The following is an 18,607-nucleotide window of genomic DNA, read 5'->3' as shown; positions in this document are numbered from 1 at the left end:
ACTACAAGGTCAGGTGATGTCGTCGTAACCGTTGAGCCGGCGCGAGCGCCCACCGTCCGCGTCACCGCCGGCCTGCTCGGGCAGGGCGGCCCGCGCGGACACCGGCTCGACCGCGCCGACGGCCTCGGGAGTCAGGTCCAGCCGCGAGGCCTCGTCGTCGTCGAGTTCGGCGTCGGGGTCGGACCGCCGCCTGCGCTTGTCGTTGAGGAGGGAGACACCCACGGCGATGAAGTAGAGCACCGCGAGCGGGCCCGCCAGCAGGAGCATCGAGATGGGCTCGCCACCCGGGGTCGCGATGGCGGCGAAGGCGGTGAGCCCGACCAGCATCCCGCGCCACCAGTGCAGCATGCGGGCGCCGGACAGGACGCCGGTCATGTTGAGCAGGATGAGCAGCAGCGGCAGTTCGAAGGCGAGCCCGAACACGATCACCATGCGGGTGATCAGGTCGAGGAAGTCGTCGAGCGGCAGCAGGTTGCGCACGTTGTCGGGCGTGAAGCCGAGCATGATCTCCGCGGTCTGCGGCAGGATCGCGTACGCGAGGTACGCACCGGCGACGAAGAGCGGGACCCCCGCGGCGACGAAGGCCATGGAGTAGCGCTTCTCCTGCTTGTGCAGGCCGGGCGCCACGAACGCCCAGAGCTGGTACAGCCACACAGGAGTGGCCACCAGCACGCCCGCCATGAGGGACACCTTCAGCGCGATGGTGAAGGGCGAGAGGAGACCGTTGGTGGTCATCTCCGCGCACGGCCGGCCATTGATCATGGTCACGGCGCCGTTCTTGCAGCCGACCGAGTCCAGGATCGGCTTCATCAGGAACTCGAAGATGTCCTTCTGGAAGAACGCTGCCGCGATCACGGCGATCACGATGGCCAGTACCGACTTCAGCAGTCGGTTGCGCAGCTCACGCAGGTGATCGAGGAGGGGCATCCGCCCCTCGTCGTCCTTCTCCTGCTTGCGGGCAGACTTGAGCAACCCACTTCCCTCGTCTCGTGCGGCAGCTGCCGGTGGTACGGATCAGCTGTCAGCTCTGGGTGGTGGGCTTGGCCTCGCTGACCGGGCGGGAGCTGGTGACGTCTCCCGGAGCGGCCTGGATCGTCCGGGCGGTGGTCGCCTGCGGGGTCGCGTCCGCGACGGTCTCCGTGGTGGGCGCCGCGGTCTCCGCGTCGTCCTTCTTCATGGCCTTGGCCTCGCTCTTGAGGATGCGGGCCGACTTGCCGAGCGAACGCGCCATGTCGGGAAGCTTCTTGGCACCGAAGAGCAGCAGGATGACAGCGATGATCAGAACGATCTCGAGGGGCTTCAGATTGCCGATCATGTGCGACTTCCTTCTCACTGAGGCGACTGGAGGGTGGGCTCGCTACCCGTTGGGACGGACATACGTCCGACCTTCGCGCTGGCAGCGATCGTAACCCGCAGGGGTAAACGCGAGGCAATGGCCGTGCGTACTCCGGCTTGCGGCCCCCACCTCCCTGCCTGGGCCGACTCCAGCAGCGTACCCCCCGAACCGGTGAATCAGGAGGGTGCGCTCCGCTAACGCAGGGCCTCACCGGTGTCGGCGAGCGTCGAGGCCGCTCGTTCGAGATCCTCCGCCGCTCGGTTGATCCGCCGGGTGGTCGTGGCGACCTGTCTGCCGAGCCGTTGGGCCTCGACGAACACCTTCACGGCCAGGACGCCCAGCACGGCGAGGCCGAGGAATCCGAGAGCGATGGCGAGCATGGGCCAGAACATGGACGAGCCTCGATGTGTGTGTCGTCACCGCACGCGCTACCGCAGCGCGGTGTGGAGGCGCAGCGTCCGCACCCCGCCGCCGGTGAGGAGTTCGACGATGCGCTCCCCGGCCGGCTTGCGGACGGCGGAGCCGCACTCGGGACAGGTGAAGGAGTAGAAGGTCGTGCGGCGGCTGGCTCCTATCGCCAGGCGCAGGGAGCCGGCCGCGAGCTCGAACCGCCCCCGGCAGTCCGGGCAGGCGGCCTTGAACCGTACGGCGGCGGCCACCGCAACCGGAACCGGCCCGGTCCGCCCCTGCGGTGTTCCCCTCATGTGACCTCCGTCCCCTCGGTTCCCCTGTGACGGCCGCTCAGAGCGCGCCGTCGTAGGCGGCCAGTGCCTCACGCGCCGCCAGCCGGGCGCTCTCGGCCAGTTGCTGCGGAGCTGTGATACGCCCCTCCCCGCCCAGTCGCAGCGCCAGTCTGCGCAGCGAGGCCGGGTCCGGGGTGCGCAGCGTGATCCGCATGCCTCCGTCGGGCAGCTCCTCCGCGCTGTCGTGGGGGTAGTACTCGGCGACCCACCGGCCTCCGGGCCCCACCTCGATCACGACCTCCGGGTCCTCGGCCGCCGGCTGCACCAGCCCTTCGGACAGGTCGCGCAACTCCAGCTCGGGCGGCGCCGACGGGGCGTCGAGCAGCCTGATCTCGGCCACCCGGTCGAGCCGGAAGGTGCGCCGCGCCTCGGAGAGCCGGCACCAGCCCTCCATGTAGGTGTGGCCGACGGCGAACAGCCTGATCGGGTCCACCTCGCGCTCGGTGAGTTCGTCACGCGCGGGCGAGTAGTAGCGCAGCCAGAGCCGGCGCCGCTCGGAGATCGCCCGGTCCACCTCGGCGAAGACGCCGCCCTCGGACTCGAAGGTGACCGAGAGCCGTGAGCTCGCGGCCCCCACCTCGCCGGCCGCCGTCTCCAGCTTCGCGGTCGCGCGCACCAGCGCCTGCCGGTCGCTCTCCCGCAGTCCGGGCAGTGTGGCGACGGCGCGGGCCGCGACGAGCAGGGCGGTGGCCTCGTCGGCGGCCAGCCGCAGCGGCTCGGCGACGTCGTCCGGGTTGTGCCACCAGATCCGGTCGCCGTCGGTGTCGATGTCGAGGAGGTCACCGCCGCGGAAGCTGGTGCCGCACATGGGGAGTACGTCGAGGTCGGAGATCAGCTCGTCCTCGGTGATCCCGAAGGCCCGGGCGACGTCCTGGACGTGCGCACCGGGGCGCTCACGCAGGTAGGTCACCAGGGAGAGCATCCGCCGGGTCTGGTCGATGGCGTTCGTGGCCACGGGCAGGGGTCCCCTTCAGTCCTTGGCCACGGCGCGCAGCCGGTCCATCACATCGGCCCGCAGATCGGCGGGTTCGCTCACGACGACGTCCGGCCCGAACTCGACGAGCCAGGCGTCCAGTCCGTGTCCGTACGGGATCTCCAGCTCCTCCCAGCCGTCACCGAGTTCGCGCACCGATATCGCACGGGAGCGCAGCGGGTATCCGGCCCCGGTGCGCAGCCTGATCCGGGCGGTCCTGGTCGCGGTCTCGCCCGCCCAGCTCTCCACGGTCTCGCGGACGGTGACCACGTCGGGCACCTGGGCCGTGAACGCCCCGGCGCGGGAGCGGACCTTTCCCGAGATCCGGGACAGCCGGAAGACCCGCTCGGCGCCGCGTTCGCGGTCCCAGCCGGCCAGGTACCAGTGACCGCGCCAGCACTCGAGCGTCCAGGGTTCGACCTGGCGCTGTTCGGGGCGGGCGGCGTTGGCCTTGCGGTAGTCGAAGGTGACCGGGCGGCGGTCCCGGCAGGCGAGCATCAGCGGCTCGAACGCGGCCTCGTGGACCGGGATGCGGGGCTCCAGGGCGCTGTGCACCTCGTAGGCGTCCTCGGCCTCCGGCATTCCGGCGGCCCGGAGCTTCTGCAGCGCGCCGCTGGCGGCCCCGGCCAGCCGGGCCTGCTGCCAGACCTTGGCGGCGAGCCCGAGGGCCGCGGCCTCCTCGGCGTCCAGGGTGATGGGGGGCAGCCGGTTGCTGTCGCGGCGGGCGAGGTAGCCGGTGTCGCCGTCCAGGTTCTCCACGGTCTCGATGACCAGGCCGAGTTCGCGCAGATCGTCCTTGTCCCGCTCGAACATCCGGTTGAAGGACTCGTCGGTGCCGGCTTCCAGGTAGGCCTCGATGGACCCTCGGAGCTCACGCTTGCTGAGCGGGCGACGGGTACCCAGCAGGCACAGCGCCAGGTTCATCAGCCGTTCGGCCTTGGCAATCGCCATCGACGCCCTTTCTCTACGTGCTCTACGACCGTCGACCGTACCGCCCCGGGGTGTCCGGGCCAAAGCGAGGGCCCGCGCCTTGCGGCGCGGGCCCTCGCTGCGGTACCGGACGGCTCAGACGCCGACCAGGTCGCAGACGAAGATCAGGGTCTCGCCCGGGGCGATGGCGCCGCCGCCCGCGCCGCGGTCGCCGTAGGCGAGGTGCGCGGGGATCGTCAGCTGACGGCGTCCGCCGACCTTCATGCCCTGCACGCCCTGGTCCCAGCCCGCGATGACCTGACCGGCACCGAGCTGGAACTGCAGCGGGGTGCCGCGGTTCCAGGAGGCGTCGAACTCCTCGCCGGTCGAGAACGCCACGCCCACGTAGTGCACGGAGACGGTCTGGCCCTTCTCGGCCACCGGTCCGTCGCCTTCCCAGATGTCCTTGATCTCCAGGTCGGCCGGCGGCTCGCCACCCGGGAAGTCGATCTCGGGCTTCTCGATGCTCACTGAACTGCTCCTCTAAATGATGAACTGGGCAACCGGGACAGTCTTACATCTTTGTCAGGATGTCCACGGACCACACGAGCGTCGAGTTGGCAGGAATGGTCTGCTGCGCCGCGCCGCCGAAGGCCTGGTCCGGCGGGATGACGAGCAGCACACGGCTGCCGACCTTCTTGCCGACCAGCCCGTTCTTCAGTCCCTTGACGGTGATCTGGGCCAGCGGGAACATCGCGACCTTGCCTGTGTCGTACGTGCTGTCGAACTTCTTCTCGCCCTTCCAGACGTACGCCTCATAGTTCACGACCACGGTGTCGCTCTCCTTGAGCGTTTCCCCGTCGGACTCGATGATGTAGTTGGAGACCAGCTTCTTGGGCGGGTCGCTCTTGGGGACTGTGACCTTAGGTGCCTTGCCGTCGGTGTTGGCACCGACCTTCGGCAGGTCAAAGTTGTCCTGGGCAACCGCGGTGCCCTTCGGCGACTTCGGGACTGCCTTCCCACTCACCACGTCCACGACAAAAACGAGTGTGGCGTTGGGCTTGATATCCTGGCCTTGGCCCTGCTCTCCGTAGCCAAGTTCCGGCGGGACAACCAACTGCACACGGCTACCAACCTTCTGGCCGACGAGCCCCTGCTCCCAGCCCGGAATTACCATGCCTGCACCGAGAATGAGTCCAAACGGCTGCTTGCGATCGAAACTGTTGTCGAATGGCTTGGTGGAGTCCCACGCCTGTCCGAGGTAGTTGACCTGGACAGCTTCGCCGTTCTTGAGCTTCGCGCCGCCCCCCTCACTGATGACATCGATCTTCAGTTCCTTGGGTGGATCCCCCTCACCCTTCGCCAGAGTGGGCTTCTCACCGAACTTCGCTCCTGCGGTGATCGCAGGAAACCCGTTTTTGGAGACGGAGTCGGAGGCCTTGTCGTCGCCGCATGCCGCTGTGGACAGCAGCAGGAGGGGGACGACGAGAAGGCCGGCAAGTCGGCGCACTGGTTCCTCAGATCTCAGACGACACGTGAATGGTCCCCCGACACTCTAGGCGGAGCGAAGGGCCCCGTACGAGGAACGTGCGGGGCCCAGTCGCATACCAGGGCTTCGTCATAGTCGGCTGACATCCGTTTTGTGATCATGCGAGGCCGAGGATCGTGAGAGGGCAGCGGGCGTCGCGTGCGTTGTGGCGGAGGGCGGCGGCGATGTTCTTGACACCACCCAGCCGGAGGGCGCCTATGGCGAGGTTGCGCCAGGTCGCCATCGCCCGGGGAGCGTTCCCGGTCCGCAGCTGTGAGGCGTCCTCGGCGAAGGTGGTGTCGCGGGACGTGGTGCACCTCGATCTTCCAGTGGTCGCGGATCGGTTTCGCGAGTTGGGGCGGGGTGGCCTGCTCGGCGGTCAGGCTGGTGACCGCATAGATGGTGGCGATGGTGGCCTTGCCGGTCTTGCGGTCGGTGCGGCGGCGCTTGATCTGGACCGCTTGACGGGCGCCGGGGAAGAGCAGGTTGCTGACGGTGGCGACCTTGATCCGGCGGATCTCGGAGCGGCCGTGGCCGCTGCTCCGGGTGCGGCCCTGGAGCGGAATTTCCTTCCAGGGCATGGAATTGAGCTGCTTGCGCAGCTTCTTCTGGTTGCCTTTGACGATCGCGATGTAGTGGGCCCGGCGGCCCAGGAGGTATCCGGCATGCTCGCGCTTGGTTTGGAGCGCGTCGCTGGTAACCACGGTTCCGGCCAGGTCGGCGACAGTGTCCAACAGTGGCTGGAAGCAGGTGGTCTCGCCGGTCTTCTCGCCCACGTCGAGCTGGGCCAGGACCAAGCCGGACGTGTGCTCCAGGGTGGCGAGCAGGTGGACTTTGCGGCCGCGGGCCTTGGCCGCGCCGTGCAGGCTCTTCCCGTCCACTGACAGTCCGCGCAATCCGGAGCTCTCGGGGCGGCGGTCGGCGAGCCAGCCGCCCACGGCCCGGTCCAGCGCGTCGCCGTCAATGCGGGCCAGCAGCCGGCGGACCGTCGCCTCCGCCGGCACCAGCCGCCGCGGCAGTACCGGGTCAGGCTGCACGCCGAGCTGTTCCAGCACCTGCGGTGGTGCGTCCGCGATCCACTCACCGACCGCCAGCAGTGAGGTTGCCCCGGCCAACACCGCACACGCGGCCAGCGCGAGCACGACGGCCAGGGCGTGTCGAACCCCGCGCGGATCGCGAGGATCTGGTACCTCGGCCAGCCGTTCCAGCAGACCTGGCACCTCCCCTGGCACAACCTGGGGCCGCTCGCGGAGCTGGTCAAGGGCAGGTGGGATCAGCAATGATGCGTCGGCAGGCACGGTCTTCCAGGCAAGGCACGGGGCGTAGAGAACTCCATGTCTTGGAAGCCCGTGCCTGTCCTCTCGCCGAGCCGTCAACCCGGCGGAGCGAAGGCCCTGGTCGACCTTCGGTTTCTGCATAGGACTACTGAGATTCGCCGCGTGATGTCGCTCGCTACAGCCCATGGCGCTGGGGCGATGTCCGTTCTACGGGCGACTCCACTCGAAGATCACGGTGGCGGACGAAGAGGGTTGCTGTGGTTGCGGTACTCCGCTGCTGTACGCCAACGTCGGTGCTGCTAGAACCGGGAGGCGCGATAGCTCACGAGTCGGGATGCTTAGATCGGAGAGCCCATGGATCTGCGAGAGTCCCTCGGCGAGGCCGTGGTCGCCCTAAAAACTCCGCTGGAAAGCGCTGATCGCGAGCAGGGTTGGACAGACGAGCTGCGTCGGGAGATCCAGGAAGAGATCTCGGTCAGCCGCTCAATGTTGAGGCGCCCCGGGCCGTGGGCGGTCAGATACCTCCATCCCCGCCTCGATGAGTGGATGGCACGCGAAGGCGTTGAGCCGGGACGCCTCCGTGATGTGGTCATGGAGGCGCAGACTCTCATCATTGGCGCGCGCGATGCGGCCCGCTCACGGTGACAATCTTGAAAACCGTCGTGGCAGCGATGTCACCGTGAGTTCGAATCCCACACCCACCGCCAGGTGAATGGCCCCCGACCAGTCGTTCCCATGGGGCCAACAGACTCGCTCGAAGCCATGTGGCAAATACGCGTGAACCGGACAGCACACGACTACGCCGAAGCCTTAAAGGCTGGTTTCAGAATGGGATCCGGAGGCAGAGAAGGCATCCACGCTGTAGCCGGTTGAGGCGGGGGCCTGTCCGCCTGCCCATGCAGCTTTGTCTCACGGACCGCTCTACGACGGCCGGCAGCCACACAAACTTGACCGTCCGGCCTGGGTGCCGTGCATAGTGTGCTACGGATCGATTCGTGGGTCAGGCCAGCCTCGAATGGTGGGCCAATCGCGAGATCTGCCTTGAGAAGTACGGCATCGACATCACCGTCACTGTCGATGAGGTCGGCAAGTGGCAGAACAACCGGTCGGCATGCCAGTCTCCTCGACACGACCCAGCGGGAGGGCTGGGACTTCCTGATGGAGATGGACCCCCACTTCTCCGTTGTGTTTCCCGGCGAGGACAACAGCGGGATCTTGGTGAGAGTCTTCGAAACAGAGGATGGAACCCTCACGCTCATGGAGGTGCCGAACGGGCACGGTTCGGTGAACACCACCTTCGACCTCACCTGAGCTCAGCCCTCAAGGGCACCAACCGACTTTGCCGCTACCGCCGGCTCCGACATGTTGCCCCTCGCTGATCTTTCAAAATGAAGTTCTCAGACGGCGAAGGCATATGAGGCTGCAGGCCAGTTCGAGCAGGCCTTGATGCAGATCCGCGCGTCGTTCGTAGCGGATGCGGAGCCGCTTGAACTGATGCAGCCAGGCGAAGGCGCGCTCGACGACCCAGCGCACCTTGCCCAGTCCGGAACCGTGGGCGACGCCGCGTCGTGCGATGCACGGCTTGATGCCGCGCTTCCGCAGTAGGCGGCGGTACTTGTCGAAGTCGTAGCCCCGGTCCGCGTACAGACGTCGGGGCTTGCGGCGGGGACGTCCCCGCCGACCCCGAATAGGCGGAACGGCGTCCAGCAGCGGCAGGAGCTGGGTGACGTCATGCCGGTTCCCGCCGGTCAGCGTCACGGAGAGCGGCGTTCCGTGGCGGTCGACGATCAGGTGGTGCTTGGAGCCGGGGCGGGCTCGGTCGACGGGCGAGGGACCGACGTGATCCCCCCTTTGAGGGCCCCGACGTGCGACCCGTCCACGGAGCAGTCGTCTAGGTCCAGCAGGTCGACGCGGCGAAGCTCGGCCAGCAGGGTGGCGTGTAGGCGCGGCCAGACACCGGCCTCGGTCCAGTCCCGCAGCCGGCGCCAGACCGTTACTCCGGAGCAGCCCACGGTCTCGGCAGGAACATCGCGCCACGCCACACCGATCCGCAACACGTACATGACGCCGGCGAGTGCTGCCCGATCGGGAACACGCAGCCGCCCGGGATGGCGGCGGCGCCGTTCGGGAGCAGGCGGCAACAGTGGGGCGATCCGCTCCCACAGGTCGTCAGGAACAAGATCAGCACGCACCCCAGACACCCTGCCGACCAAGATCGCCGAGCACAAGACCCATGACTCAACTCATTCTGAAACGATCAGTTAGTGCAATCTTTAGCCTCGGGCTTTCATGTGGCTGGGTGTCCAATGCATGATCGGAAACGCAAAGTCGCCCCTGAACTGCAACGATAGGACTTATCCAGACTCTAAGCGTTGTCCCGTAAATGATCTACGACGTGTCCGTTGACCTGCTCGTTTCTTTCGTCACCCGGCGAGGGTGAGGTTGTGCAGGCGGGCGATGCCGAGCATGGCGTAGTGGACGCCGTCTCCTTTGAGGCGGCAGTCGCGGAGGATCTTCCAGGTCTTCATCCGGGCGAAGGCGTGCTCGACGCGGGCGCGGACCTTGCGGTGCGAGGTGTTGTGTTCCTCTTTCCATGCCTCGAGTTCGCTCTGGCCGGGTTCGCGACGGTGCGGGATGACCAGACCGGTGCCCCGGTAGCCGCCGTCCGCGATGACCGTGGTCCTGCCGACGGCGGCCTTCGCACCGGACAGCTCCCATGCCTTGCAGTCGTTTCGGTTGTCGGGCAAAGGACGGCCGACTGCGACGACCAGCCGGGTGTCCGCGTCGATGACGACCTGGTGGTTGGTGGAGTACCGGTAGTTCTTCGACTGCTCGGCGACACTGTGGTCGCGGGTGGGGACCAGGGTGCCGTCCACGATGAGCACGGTGTCCTTGCGGAACCGCTTGCGTTGCTGGAGCGCGAGCGATGGCCCGAGGTGGTCGATGACGCGGTCGGCCGCGGACTTCGACACCCCGAACAGCGGCGCTAGTTGGCGCAGGGTCAGGTTGGTCCGCCAGTACGCGGCGACCAGCAGCACGCGGTCCTCCAGCGGCAGACTCCATGGCCGGCCTTTGCGCACCGGATATGCACCCTCGCGCCGGAGCGCGGTGACCAGCCTGCCGAACTGGCGCGGGCTCAACCCGCTGAACGGGGCTATCCAAGAGGGCTGCGACGCCGTGATCACACCAGACACGCCAAGATCATCTCACCCCTGACCGGCAGTTACGGGACAGGTCTTAGGTCGTAGCATGAAGGGAAGCACTCCTCGGGCGCAAAAGCTTATCTGGCCCTTCCGCCTGTCCGCATCGAGGGCGGTGGCCGGGCGGTGGTCTTCCAGGCCGGAGGGGTATTGCTGGTCGAGACGGTCCGCAAGAGCGGCCTGGACACCGCGATATCGGAGGCTCTCGCACCGTGGCGGCGTCCTCGGCCGGTGCATGATCCGGGGAAGATCCTGCCGGACGTGGCCCTGGCGGCCAGCTGGGCGGGGACTGCCTGGCGGATGTCGCGATGCTGCGGGCCGAGCCGTCCGCGTTCGGGCCGGTGGCCCTGACCCGGCTGTCTCCCGGCTCATCGAAAGCTCGCCGCCGCAGGCTCGAAGGCTCTGACCGCCATCCGGGCCGAAGTGCGCGCGCGGGAATGGAAATTGGTCGGCGCCTCGTCACCGGACGCCACCGGGCAGGTGATCATAGACCTGGATGGAGTGCTGGTGCCAGCTCACTCCGACAAGCAGGACGCGGCCGCGACCTGGAAGAAGTCCTACGGGCATCATCCGCTCATGGGTTTCGTCGATCAGGGACGCGGCGGCGCCAGAGAGCCGGTGGCAGCCCTGCTGTGTCCAGGGAACGCGGCAGCAACACCGCCGCCGATCACATCCGCCACCCGGCTCGCCCTGGCCCAGCTTCCCAAGCGATATCGACGAGGCCGCTCCACCCTGATCCGCACCGACTCCGCCAGCGGCGCCCACGAGTTCGTCGCCTGGCTCGCGAAACGCGGAACGCGGCTGCCGCACTCGGTCGGGATGACCATCACCGACACCATTCAATTTGCCGTCCTGAAGGTTCCCGCCTGCGCCTGGACACCCGCCGTCGACGAACAGGGAGGCGAGATCCGCGAAGGCGTCTGGACCCGCCGAACTCGACGGCGACGCCCTCAAGGGCTGGCTGCAAGAGACCCGGATGATCGTCCGCAAGGAACGTCCGCACCTGGGCGCCCAGTTACGGATCACCGACGCTGACGGACTGCGACTGACGTGCTTCGCCACCAACACCACCAACATCCCGATCGCCGCACTCGAACTAGGCCACCGCCAGCGAGCGCGCCGAGGGCCGCAACCGCCATGCACGCGCCGCAGGCCTGCGTAACCAGCCCCTGCACGACACCGCGCAGATCCAGATCTGGCTGCAGATTGCCCGGCTCGACCTGCTGGCCTGACTGCCGATGCTCGCCCTGACCGGCAGACCCCGCCTCTGGGAACCTCGCCGCCTACGACCGCGGCTGTTCTCCGCCGCCGCCCAGCTCTTCGCCACCGGCCGCCGCCGGCACCTGAGATTCACCCACCATTGGCCCTGGACCGACGTGATCACAGGCGCGATCCAGCGACTCGAAGCACTCCCGAACCCTGGATGACCAGCAGCAACCGCCTGCCCCGACGGACTCGAACCGCCCGCCGGAGCCGTGAAACCCGGCGCACACCCGACGCGACAGCCGGGTCATCGTCCTCCCGTCACCGACCCGACAAGCCGAAACGGGCTACCCAAACGGCCCGACACGAAGGATCGAGGCTAGCCAACGCCAGGCTGTTTCCAGGGCGGAAACCATAGCATAGATTGCCCGCACTGCAGCCTTCTGCGAGATGGCCGAATTTAACCGGCTTCAAACGGACCTGCCTCATGAGACAGTTGCGTATCCTCTTTTTATCCTGATTGGATAACTGTTCGCGAGCCACGATCTCCCGTACCACAAAAGAACTCCTAGGAGGAGTAGATATGCCCAGATCCACGATCGCACGAAACCTTGGCAGAGCAGCCGTAACGACAACTGCCGCCATCGGCGTCATCCTCGCGACCGTCAGCATCGCATCGGCGGCAGACAGAGACGGCACCCTCAACGACGGAGAGTTCGGCCTCTACTACAACTCCGACCAAAAGGGGTGCGTATTCGACGACGGCCAACCCGGGGTCGCCATCGGCGATGGAAACTTGAGCGACAACAAGTTTATATCGTCCAGCATCTACCTCGGCTGCGCAGGCCAGGGGCAGTCCGTTGACAACAACGCTGCCGCGTACTGGAATCGCGCTCACGAGACCATTTGGGTCTATACCGGCGTGGCGGGTGGCGGCCTCGAAGGTTCACTTCCCTCGGGATACGCCGGCAACGCCTCTTTGAATTACAAAAATGCCATCACATCATTCGCGGATTCTACGATCCGGAACATCTGGAAGGGTTAATCAGCTCCCCTGAACTGAGGGCCGCCATTCTGTCCGAATTTTCGGATCGGGATGGCGGTTTCCGCTTTCCACTCGATTACAGGAATCCGCATGCGCTTTTCTTATTCGTATTATTTTACGCGATCAACTTTGGTCGTGTGCATATCTACCCTCCTCGTGAGCTGTTCGACCCGCGGCCCGGTGAGTGATGAAACGGAACATCACCCAGCGACGGCCCCTAAAATTGTAACAACAGAGGGATTGAAATTTCCCCTTGACGAATATCAAGCGTCAGAGAAGGAGCAAGAGACATCTGACAGAGCGCAGGCGGCTCTGACGAAGCAATGCATGAAGCGATTGGGATTCGAGTATGCTCCCCCCGAAAAAACTGCCGCCTCCATGGATCGCAGGCACGCGGGGGTTTTTGGAATTCTCGACATGGAGATTGCCGCCCGATACGGATATGGACGCAAAGTTGAGACAAGCCTTCAAGGTGCGGGCACTTCACTGCAGAGTGAAGCTGAGCGCGTCGCCCTGGCCGGGGCGAAGGATTTGGCTCTCGAAGATCTACCGATGAGTCAAGAGGAAGCCGATAAGCGAGGTGGCAGCGAGCAAAAAATCAACGGTCGGCGAGTACCCGTTGGGGGCTGCACTAGAGAATCGTTTCTAAAGCTCTATGCTCGTACACCAGACAGTGTTGATCTCTTGTACGTCTTCAACCTCCAGAGAGATGCCGAATCTGCGGCTCTGAACGACTCTCGGATCAAGAATGTCAACAAGCTTTGGTCTGCATGCATGAAGAAGCATGGCTTCGTCGCAAATGATCCAATGAAGGCAGCCACTCAACTGGGATTCGATGATGAGGAAACGGCCTCCTCCCCTCGCGCCATAACCATCGCAAAGAAGGACGTCGAGTGTAAGCAAAATATAAATCTGGCGGGTATCTATTTCAATGTTGAATCCATCTATCAGACTAGAATCATTGACGCCAACATCAAGATGCTTGATCTTGCCAAACGGCAACTTAAAGACAGGCTTAAGCTTGCCGAATCGCTCACCCCTTAACAGATCGCAGAAGTTCGACCAAGTGTCACCGAACAGGGAAAGAACGCACGTGTTTCATCCAGAAATTATTTCACAGAGACTCTCAAGCGGATCGAATTTCGAACAAATTTCTGTCAGACCCGCCGTGAAGTCGACCCCTACCATAGGTGCACTTCCGGTTTCTCTTACCGAACCGCTTGATCGCGCTCTATCCCTTCTGTACAGCTTGACTGCCCGCGAGAAGGATGTCTTTTCACTACTATCCAACGCGCCCACCTTTGACAATCTCGCCGAATCCCTCAACATCACCAAGCGGACAGTCAAATTCCATGTTTACAACATACGTGAACGTCTCGGAGGGATCAGTTATACGCAACTGTGCGTTGTTTCGTACTTGCACGCCATTAAGAAGTCATCTCATTTGGCGAGCCTGCGGTAGCAGATGAGGGTGCAGGCGATGCTGGTGAAGGCGAGGAAGTGGTCGGCTTTGCGTTCGTAGCGTCGGTGGAGGCGGCGGCAGCCGGCGAGCCAGGCCATGGTGCGTTCCACGGTCCAGCGGTGGCGGCCCAGCCGTTGCGAGGACTCGACTCCCTTGCGGGCGATGCGGTGGGCGATGCCGCGTTCGCGTAACCATCGCCGCAGGTGGGGGTAGTCGTAGCCCTTGTCGGCGTGGAGTTTGCCGGGCTTGCGCCGTCGCCGGCCGCGGCGCGAGCGGATGGGCGGGATGCCCTTCACGAGCGGGATCAGGGCCTGGCTGTCGTGCAGGTTGGCCCCGGAAATGCCGACGGATATGGGCAGACCTGACCTTTCTGTGATCAGGTGGATCTTCGAGCCGTACTTGCCCCGGTCGACAGGATTCGGACCCGTCAGGTCCCCCTTTTCAGGGCCCGCATGTTCACCGAGTCGATCGCGCACCGCGACCAGTCCAGCTCTCCGCGGGCACCGAGTTCGTCGAGGACCAGGCGGTGGAGCTTGGCCCACACCCTGGCCTTCGACCACTCCGAGAACCGCCGGTGGGCGGTCGCTCCGGACGGACCGAACGACGCTGAAGGCAGCTGCTGCCAGGTACAACCCGACGTGGCCACGAAGACGATCGCCGCCAGCACTTCCCGGTCGCCGTGCCGACGCCGACCACCGCCCTGAGGCCGCGACGGCGCCTCAGGCACCACCCGCTGGAACAACTCCCACAACTCATCCGGCACCAGCCGCTCAACGATCCCCACCATGACTCACAGAATACCGAGTCGTCCAAATGAGATGGCTTCTAAGGACTCAGGACACTAGCTACTCTCATAGCAGATCATACGGAGGGATACCGCTCCTGGCATCCCTGCCCGCGTCAAGACAACGTCGTCCAGCATGGGAATTTCACCGTGGATCGTGTCAGACTACCTATGGGAGCGGATGGAACCGTTGCTGCCACGACAGCCGCTGCCAAGCCAACGGGTGCTTGCAGCGGATTCATTGTGGACGTTGAGGTTGTCCCAGACTGCCACGATCGGGCCGCCGAACTGTTGGTGGGCGGCGATCAGCAGGTCTCGGTAGTCGCGCCAGGAGAAGCTCCTGCGTCCGTCGCGCCAGCCGTCGTCCTGACTGGGACGGTAGATCAGCCGGACTTGGTGGCGGGGTTTGTAGCAGGTCAGCGCGGCAACGTACACCCGTCTGCGGGAACGGCCCCGCACTCGCACCACCGGGGTCCGGCCGCGTTGTGACCAGGTCTTCGCCTCCGGCGGCGTCATGGAGACTCCGGCTTCGTCCTCGAAGACGAGCCAGGCTCCACGGCTGCCGCGAGTCTTCCGCGCTGGACCACACCTCCTTGACCCAACCCGCCACCGCGTCGCCGTCCGGGACCTGGCAGAACCAGCCGTTGCGTACTAGTGACCTGAGTCGGATTTCGTCGTTGGTTGTGTATGAGTCGTCCGGGTCCGAAGATTCCGCCGTTGTCGGTGACTGATGCCCAGCGGGCTGTGCTGGAGGGTTGGGTGCGTCGTCGTTCGACGGCCCAGGCGCTGGCTCAGCGTTCGCGGATCGTGCTGGAGTGCGCCGAGGGGCATTCGATCCTGGAGGTCTCTCGCCGGCTGAATGTTGCCGCGGACACCGTCCGCACCTGGCGGCGGCGGTTCATCGAACGTGGCCTGGACGGCCTGTCCGACGAACCGCGGCCCGGCGCCCCGAGGAAGATCAGTGACGCCGACGTCGAGCGGGTCATCGTCAAGACACTCGAGGAGAGGCCGAAGAACGCCACCCATTGGTCGACCCGGTCGATGGCGGCCGCCACGGGCATGTCGCAGTCGGCCATCTCCCGGATCTGGCGGGCGTTCGCGCTGGCTCCGCACCGGTCTGAGACGTTCAAGCTGTCCACGGACCCGTTCTTCATCGACAAGGTCCGCGATGTTGTGGGCCTCTACCTGGATCCGCCGGAAAGAGCGCTGGTCCTCTGCGTGGACGAGAAGTCGCAGATCCAGGCCCTGGACCGGTCCCAGCCCGTGCTGCCGATGATGCCGGGCGTCCCGGAACGCCGAAGCCACGACTACATCCGTGCCGGCACCACCACCCTGTTCGCGGCTCTGGAAGTGGCGACCGGCAAAGTCATCGGCTCATTGCACCGCCGCCATCGGGCAGCCGAGTTCAAGAAGTTCCTGGCCAAGGTCGACAAGGAAGTGCCAGCCGGTCTCGAGGTGCACTTGATCCTCGACAACTACGCGACCCACAAGACACCGGCGGTCAAGAAGTGGCTGCTGGCACACCCTCGATTCCACCTGCACTTCACACCCACCAGTTCGTCCTGGCTGAACCTGGTGGAGCGATGGTTCGCCGAGCTCACGCAGAAGAAGCTCAAACGCGGTGTCCACCGTTCCGTCCAGGCACTGGAACGCGATATCCGGGCCTGGGTCGCGGACTGGAACGACCACCCACGGCCCTTCATCTGGACCAAGACTGCCGACGAAATCCTCGACAAGGTCGCCAGCTACTGCCGGCGAATCTCTGACTCAGGTCACTAGCAGTTTTCGCGCGCCCTGGATGGTGTAGGTCAGATGGAAGTGTCGGCCGATCACCATCTTGATCCGCGCGAGCGTCCATCGCTGGCCCTCCCAACCGTGCGCGGCAGGTCCTTGGCCGGCTCCGCCTCCAACTGGGCGAATCTTTTCTCGCTCAGCCGGCAGCGACGCCGGCTCTTGCGACCGCAGAGGCCGGGGGCCGCCCTCGCCCCATACCTGCCGCCATCAGGCGTTGACCCGCAGGTCTTTGGCGATCACTGAGTTCGCCTCGCCCTGGGCGAACCCCTCGCCCACCTTCAGCCGTAACTCCGCCTGGAAAATGCCGCCGTTCGGCGGTCAGTCCGCCCTTTGTGGATACCACATGCCTCGGCGATACCGCAGGGGCGACGAGCCGTCAGCTCCTACGACTCCACGAGTTTAACCCCAGTAATCAGCGGTCGGGTCATCGTGAGACACCAGGCGGCGAGGTGTTTGAAACCATCAGGGGCAACCGCCTGAAAGCCGTACCCAGCGCCGCCGGATCTCTGAGTTTTACGACTGGCCCGTCCAACCCACGCAACAACGTAGGACCACCTGATCACTGAGGGACACGGCACCCCGCTTGCCGCGATTCCTACCCGTCGCCCCCGCACCGACGTGCGCAAGAGCGACCCCCTCATCCAGACCGCCACCGAGTCCAGCATCCCGGTCGGCACCTCTCACGCGTACACCTCGAAGGTGATCGATCTGCTTGCCGACCAGGCACCGGGACCGCTCAGAGTTTTGCGAGAGAAAGACCCAGGCTACGTCCCGCTCGACGGCATCCTTGCCGAGTGGGACGCCTCGACCGTCGCCAGGACAATCACTCCGCCAAGCATCGCTGCCACGATGTGAACGTGCAGGTCGTCACGGACCCGGCTGGCCACAGGCCGTGGATCTCGCCCGCACTGCCGGGGGAATGCCACGGGCTGACACTGCCCACGCAAGCAGGTCGTCCGGGTCTGAGAGCGCCGAGGCGTGCCCGTCCCTGCCGACCTCGCCCACCAGGCCGCCAGCACCTGGGTGGCCGTCGGAGCAAAGACACGCCACGGCGAACGCACCCCCGACCGAACGCGCCGTCAACCACGCCCGCATGGCTAATAGAAGATGCCCCACCGCCTGGACTGACAGAACCTCTCAGCAAAGGTTTATCGGCCCGGGTCAGGAAGCGCTTTCGCGACTCCGCTTCAGTGAGCGTTTCGTTCTCCAATGTCTGTTTCGTTTGGTCTAGCTGTCGCGCCAGTTGAGGGTGGTCTCGTGGGTGAGGCGGCGGGTCATGAGGTTGATGGCGGCCAGTTGGATCATGGCGGCTGATCGGTGGGGGTGGGTTTCGTAGTCGCGGGCCAGGCGGCGGTGGTGCATGAGCCAGCCGAGGGTGCGTTCGACGACCCATCGGCGTGGCTGGACGTGGAAGCCTCTGGTGGTGGGGTCGCGTTGGGCGATCTCGAGGTCGATGCCGAGTCGGGCTGCGTGTTCGACGGCCTTGGTCTTGTAGCCGTTGTCGGCCCAGGCTTTGCTTATCGTCGGGTGGAGTGCGGCGACCTTGGTCATGAGCTGGGCACCGCCCGCGGAGTCGCGGACGCTCGCGGCGGTGACGACGACGGCCAGGAGGAGGCCGAGGGTGTCGGTGACGATGTGCCGTTTGCGTCCGATGATCTTCTTGGCCGGGTCGATGCCTTGGCTGGTCAGGGGGACGCTGGCGGAAGTCTTGATGCTCTGGCTGTCGATCAGGCAGGCGCTGGGCTGGCTGGCGCGGCCTTCGGCCTTTCGGACCTTGCCGCGGAGGATGCTGGTGAGCTGGTCGAAGATGCCGTCCGCTTCCCAGCGGGCGAAGTAGCCGTAGACGGTCTGGTGGGGTGTGAAGTCGTGGGGGAGGTAGCGCCAGGGTATGCCGGTGCGGTCGACGTAGAGGATGGCGTTCATCAGGGCGTGTAGGTCATGGGTGGGCTTACGGATGCCGGCGCGGGCTTGGCGCCAAGCTTCCAGGGTGGGGCGGATGAGTTCCCAGCGGGCGTCGGACAGGTCACTGGGGTAGGACTGCGAGGGCTGCATGGTGCCTGGGTATGTGGCGGCGGCCGACCTGGGCAGGGCGTGTGCTGAGGTATCCGGTGCATCGGGGCGCGGGTTTTCAGACCCGCATGAACCAGGTCGCTTCTATATGAGACGGGAGCTTTTATAAGGAACCCGGCGTATTACTGGTCCACGGATTGCCGCATAAGCCGCTTTCCTGGTAGATCGCCACTCAGGCGCCCATGCTTGATCGCTCAAAACCACAGCGAAACACCCAATATGAGGACCAAACGCTCACTCAGAGCCCATCCGTAACTGAAGCAAGGAGAATAGGTCGACTGAA

General features: G+C 65.4%; 22 protein-coding genes and 2 pseudogenes. 9 read left to right on the top strand and 15 right to left on the bottom strand.

Annotated elements, in window-relative coordinates; genetic code table 11:
• Nucleotides 1–9 precede the first annotated feature (9 nt).
• The 9 genes and pseudogenes from tatC to QFZ58_RS29345 form a co-directional block, all read right to left on the bottom strand.
• Nucleotides 10–972: a twin-arginine translocase subunit TatC gene (gene tatC / locus QFZ58_RS29385; protein ID WP_307127913.1), complete on the bottom strand. Its 963-nt coding sequence runs from the start codon at nt 970–972 to the stop codon at nt 10–12.
• Between the two features lie 49 nt (nt 973–1,021).
• Complete coding sequence (tatA, locus tag QFZ58_RS29380; RefSeq protein WP_307127912.1) at nt 1,022–1,315, bottom strand: Sec-independent protein translocase subunit TatA; 294 nt, start codon at nt 1,313–1,315, stop codon at nt 1,022–1,024.
• A gap of 215 nt (nt 1,316–1,530) precedes the next feature.
• Entirely contained in the window at nt 1,531–1,728 is a 198-nt protein-coding gene (locus QFZ58_RS29375) for a hypothetical protein (RefSeq protein ID WP_307127911.1), read from the bottom strand.
• Nucleotides 1,729–1,764: 36 nt separating this feature from the next.
• Nucleotides 1,765–2,040 carry a hypothetical protein gene (locus tag QFZ58_RS29370; protein ID WP_307127910.1) on the bottom strand — a complete coding sequence of 92 codons (276 nt, stop codon included), beginning with the start codon at nt 2,038–2,040 and terminating at the stop codon, nt 1,765–1,767.
• Nucleotides 2,041–2,077: 37 nt separating this feature from the next.
• A complete protein-coding gene (locus QFZ58_RS29365) occupies nt 2,078–3,034 on the bottom strand; it encodes a YafY family protein (protein WP_307127909.1) in 957 nt (318 codons plus the stop codon).
• A 15-nt stretch (nt 3,035–3,049) separates the two neighbouring features.
• Nucleotides 3,050–4,003, bottom strand: a complete 954-nt coding sequence (locus tag QFZ58_RS29360; protein WP_307127908.1) for a YafY family protein — start codon at nt 4,001–4,003, stop codon at nt 3,050–3,052.
• Nucleotides 4,004–4,117: 114 nt separating this feature from the next.
• Nucleotides 4,118–4,492 (bottom strand): FKBP-type peptidyl-prolyl cis-trans isomerase, encoded by a 375-nt coding sequence (locus QFZ58_RS29355; protein ID WP_069173379.1) that lies wholly within the window; start codon nt 4,490–4,492, stop codon nt 4,118–4,120.
• 43 nt (nt 4,493–4,535) lie between these two features.
• Nucleotides 4,536–5,471 (bottom strand): FKBP-type peptidyl-prolyl cis-trans isomerase, encoded by a 936-nt coding sequence (locus QFZ58_RS29350; protein ID WP_307127907.1) that lies wholly within the window; start codon nt 5,469–5,471, stop codon nt 4,536–4,538.
• A gap of 335 nt (nt 5,472–5,806) precedes the next feature.
• Nucleotides 5,807–6,640, bottom strand: a pseudogene (locus QFZ58_RS29345) (ISAs1 family transposase); the annotation flags it as partial.
• 3 nt (nt 6,641–6,643) lie between these two features.
• On the opposite strand from QFZ58_RS29345, the gene QFZ58_RS29340 reads away from it, so the two are divergent.
• From QFZ58_RS29340 to QFZ58_RS29330, 3 genes are all read left to right on the top strand, one after another.
• Nucleotides 6,644–6,772, top strand: a complete 129-nt coding sequence (locus QFZ58_RS29340) for a hypothetical protein (protein ID WP_307129103.1) — start codon at nt 6,644–6,646, stop codon at nt 6,770–6,772.
• Nucleotides 6,773–7,120: 348 nt separating this feature from the next.
• Entirely contained in the window at nt 7,121–7,411 is a 291-nt protein-coding gene (locus QFZ58_RS29335; protein WP_307127906.1) for a hypothetical protein, read from the top strand.
• A 432-nt stretch (nt 7,412–7,843) separates the two neighbouring features.
• Complete coding sequence (locus QFZ58_RS29330) at nt 7,844–8,077, top strand: hypothetical protein (RefSeq protein WP_307127905.1); 234 nt, start codon at nt 7,844–7,846, stop codon at nt 8,075–8,077.
• 72 nt (nt 8,078–8,149) lie between these two features.
• On the opposite strand, the gene QFZ58_RS29325 is transcribed toward QFZ58_RS29330, so the two are convergent.
• Nucleotides 8,150–8,958 (bottom strand): IS5 family transposase gene (locus QFZ58_RS29325; protein WP_307127904.1). Its coding sequence is split into 2 segments (ribosomal slippage): nt 8,150–8,619 and nt 8,619–8,958, totalling 810 coding nucleotides; the frame shifts between segments, so codons are not numbered across the junction.
• 231 nt (nt 8,959–9,189) lie between these two features.
• A complete protein-coding gene (locus QFZ58_RS29320) occupies nt 9,190–9,960 on the bottom strand; it encodes a transposase (RefSeq protein WP_307127903.1) in 771 nt (256 codons plus the stop codon).
• Nucleotides 9,961–10,389: 429 nt separating this feature from the next.
• Between QFZ58_RS29320 and QFZ58_RS34560 the strand changes: the two genes are divergently transcribed.
• The 4 genes from QFZ58_RS34560 (at nt 10,390) to QFZ58_RS34555 (ending at nt 13,676) form a co-directional block, all read left to right on the top strand.
• Nucleotides 10,390–11,001 (top strand): transposase, encoded by a 612-nt coding sequence (locus tag QFZ58_RS34560; protein ID WP_373428607.1) that lies wholly within the window; start codon nt 10,390–10,392, stop codon nt 10,999–11,001.
• A 751-nt stretch (nt 11,002–11,752) separates the two neighbouring features.
• Nucleotides 11,753–12,214, top strand: coding sequence for a hypothetical protein (locus QFZ58_RS29310; protein ID WP_307127902.1), 462 nt, complete (start codon nt 11,753–11,755; stop codon nt 12,212–12,214).
• Nucleotides 12,215–12,370: 156 nt separating this feature from the next.
• Nucleotides 12,371–13,258, top strand: a complete 888-nt coding sequence (locus tag QFZ58_RS29305) for a hypothetical protein (RefSeq protein WP_307127901.1) — start codon at nt 12,371–12,373, stop codon at nt 13,256–13,258.
• Nucleotides 13,146–13,676 carry a helix-turn-helix transcriptional regulator gene (locus QFZ58_RS34555; RefSeq protein WP_373428606.1) on the top strand — a complete coding sequence of 177 codons (531 nt, stop codon included), beginning with the start codon at nt 13,146–13,148 and terminating at the stop codon, nt 13,674–13,676. The genes QFZ58_RS29305 and QFZ58_RS34555 overlap by 113 nt, the downstream gene beginning before the upstream one ends.
• On the opposite strand, the gene QFZ58_RS29300 is transcribed toward QFZ58_RS34555, so the two are convergent.
• Both QFZ58_RS29300 and QFZ58_RS29295 read right to left on the bottom strand, forming a co-directional pair.
• A protein-coding gene (locus tag QFZ58_RS29300; protein ID WP_373428605.1) for an IS5 family transposase occupies nt 13,655–14,463 on the bottom strand; the annotation gives its coding sequence in 2 pieces (ribosomal slippage) (nt 13,655–14,115 and nt 14,115–14,463; 810 coding nt in all). The two genes, QFZ58_RS34555 and QFZ58_RS29300, sit on opposite strands and share 22 nt — an antisense overlap.
• A gap of 210 nt (nt 14,464–14,673) precedes the next feature.
• A pseudogene (locus tag QFZ58_RS29295) lies at nt 14,674–14,976 on the bottom strand (IS630 family transposase); the annotation flags it as partial.
• 171 nt (nt 14,977–15,147) lie between these two features.
• On the opposite strand from QFZ58_RS29295, the gene QFZ58_RS29290 reads away from it, so the two are divergent.
• Nucleotides 15,148–16,239 (top strand): IS630 family transposase, encoded by a 1,092-nt coding sequence (locus QFZ58_RS29290; RefSeq protein WP_307127899.1) that lies wholly within the window; start codon nt 15,148–15,150, stop codon nt 16,237–16,239.
• Here QFZ58_RS29290 and QFZ58_RS34550 read toward each other — a convergent pair.
• Entirely contained in the window at nt 16,228–16,380 is a 153-nt protein-coding gene (locus QFZ58_RS34550) for a winged helix-turn-helix domain-containing protein (RefSeq protein ID WP_373428678.1), read from the bottom strand. The genes QFZ58_RS29290 and QFZ58_RS34550 overlap by 12 nt on opposite strands.
• A 492-nt stretch (nt 16,381–16,872) precedes the next feature.
• Between QFZ58_RS34550 and QFZ58_RS29285 the strand changes: the two genes are divergently transcribed.
• Nucleotides 16,873–17,109: a hypothetical protein gene (locus QFZ58_RS29285; RefSeq protein WP_307129102.1), complete on the top strand. Its 237-nt coding sequence runs from the start codon at nt 16,873–16,875 to the stop codon at nt 17,107–17,109.
• A 372-nt stretch (nt 17,110–17,481) separates the two neighbouring features.
• On the opposite strand, the gene QFZ58_RS29275 is transcribed toward QFZ58_RS29285, so the two are convergent.
• The gene (locus QFZ58_RS29275; RefSeq protein WP_307127898.1) at nt 17,482–18,306 is read right to left on the bottom strand and encodes an IS5 family transposase; all 825 of its coding nucleotides are present in this window, start codon (nt 18,304–18,306) and stop codon (nt 17,482–17,484) included.
• Nucleotides 18,307–18,607: the final 301 nt, after the last annotated feature.

It is taken from the genome of Streptomyces sp. B1I3 (assembly GCF_030816615.1).
Lineage (GTDB): Bacteria > Actinomycetota > Actinomycetes > Streptomycetales > Streptomycetaceae > Streptomyces.
The sequence above is the reverse complement of the archived record's forward strand: the minus strand, read 5'-3'. Positions and strand labels throughout refer to the sequence as shown.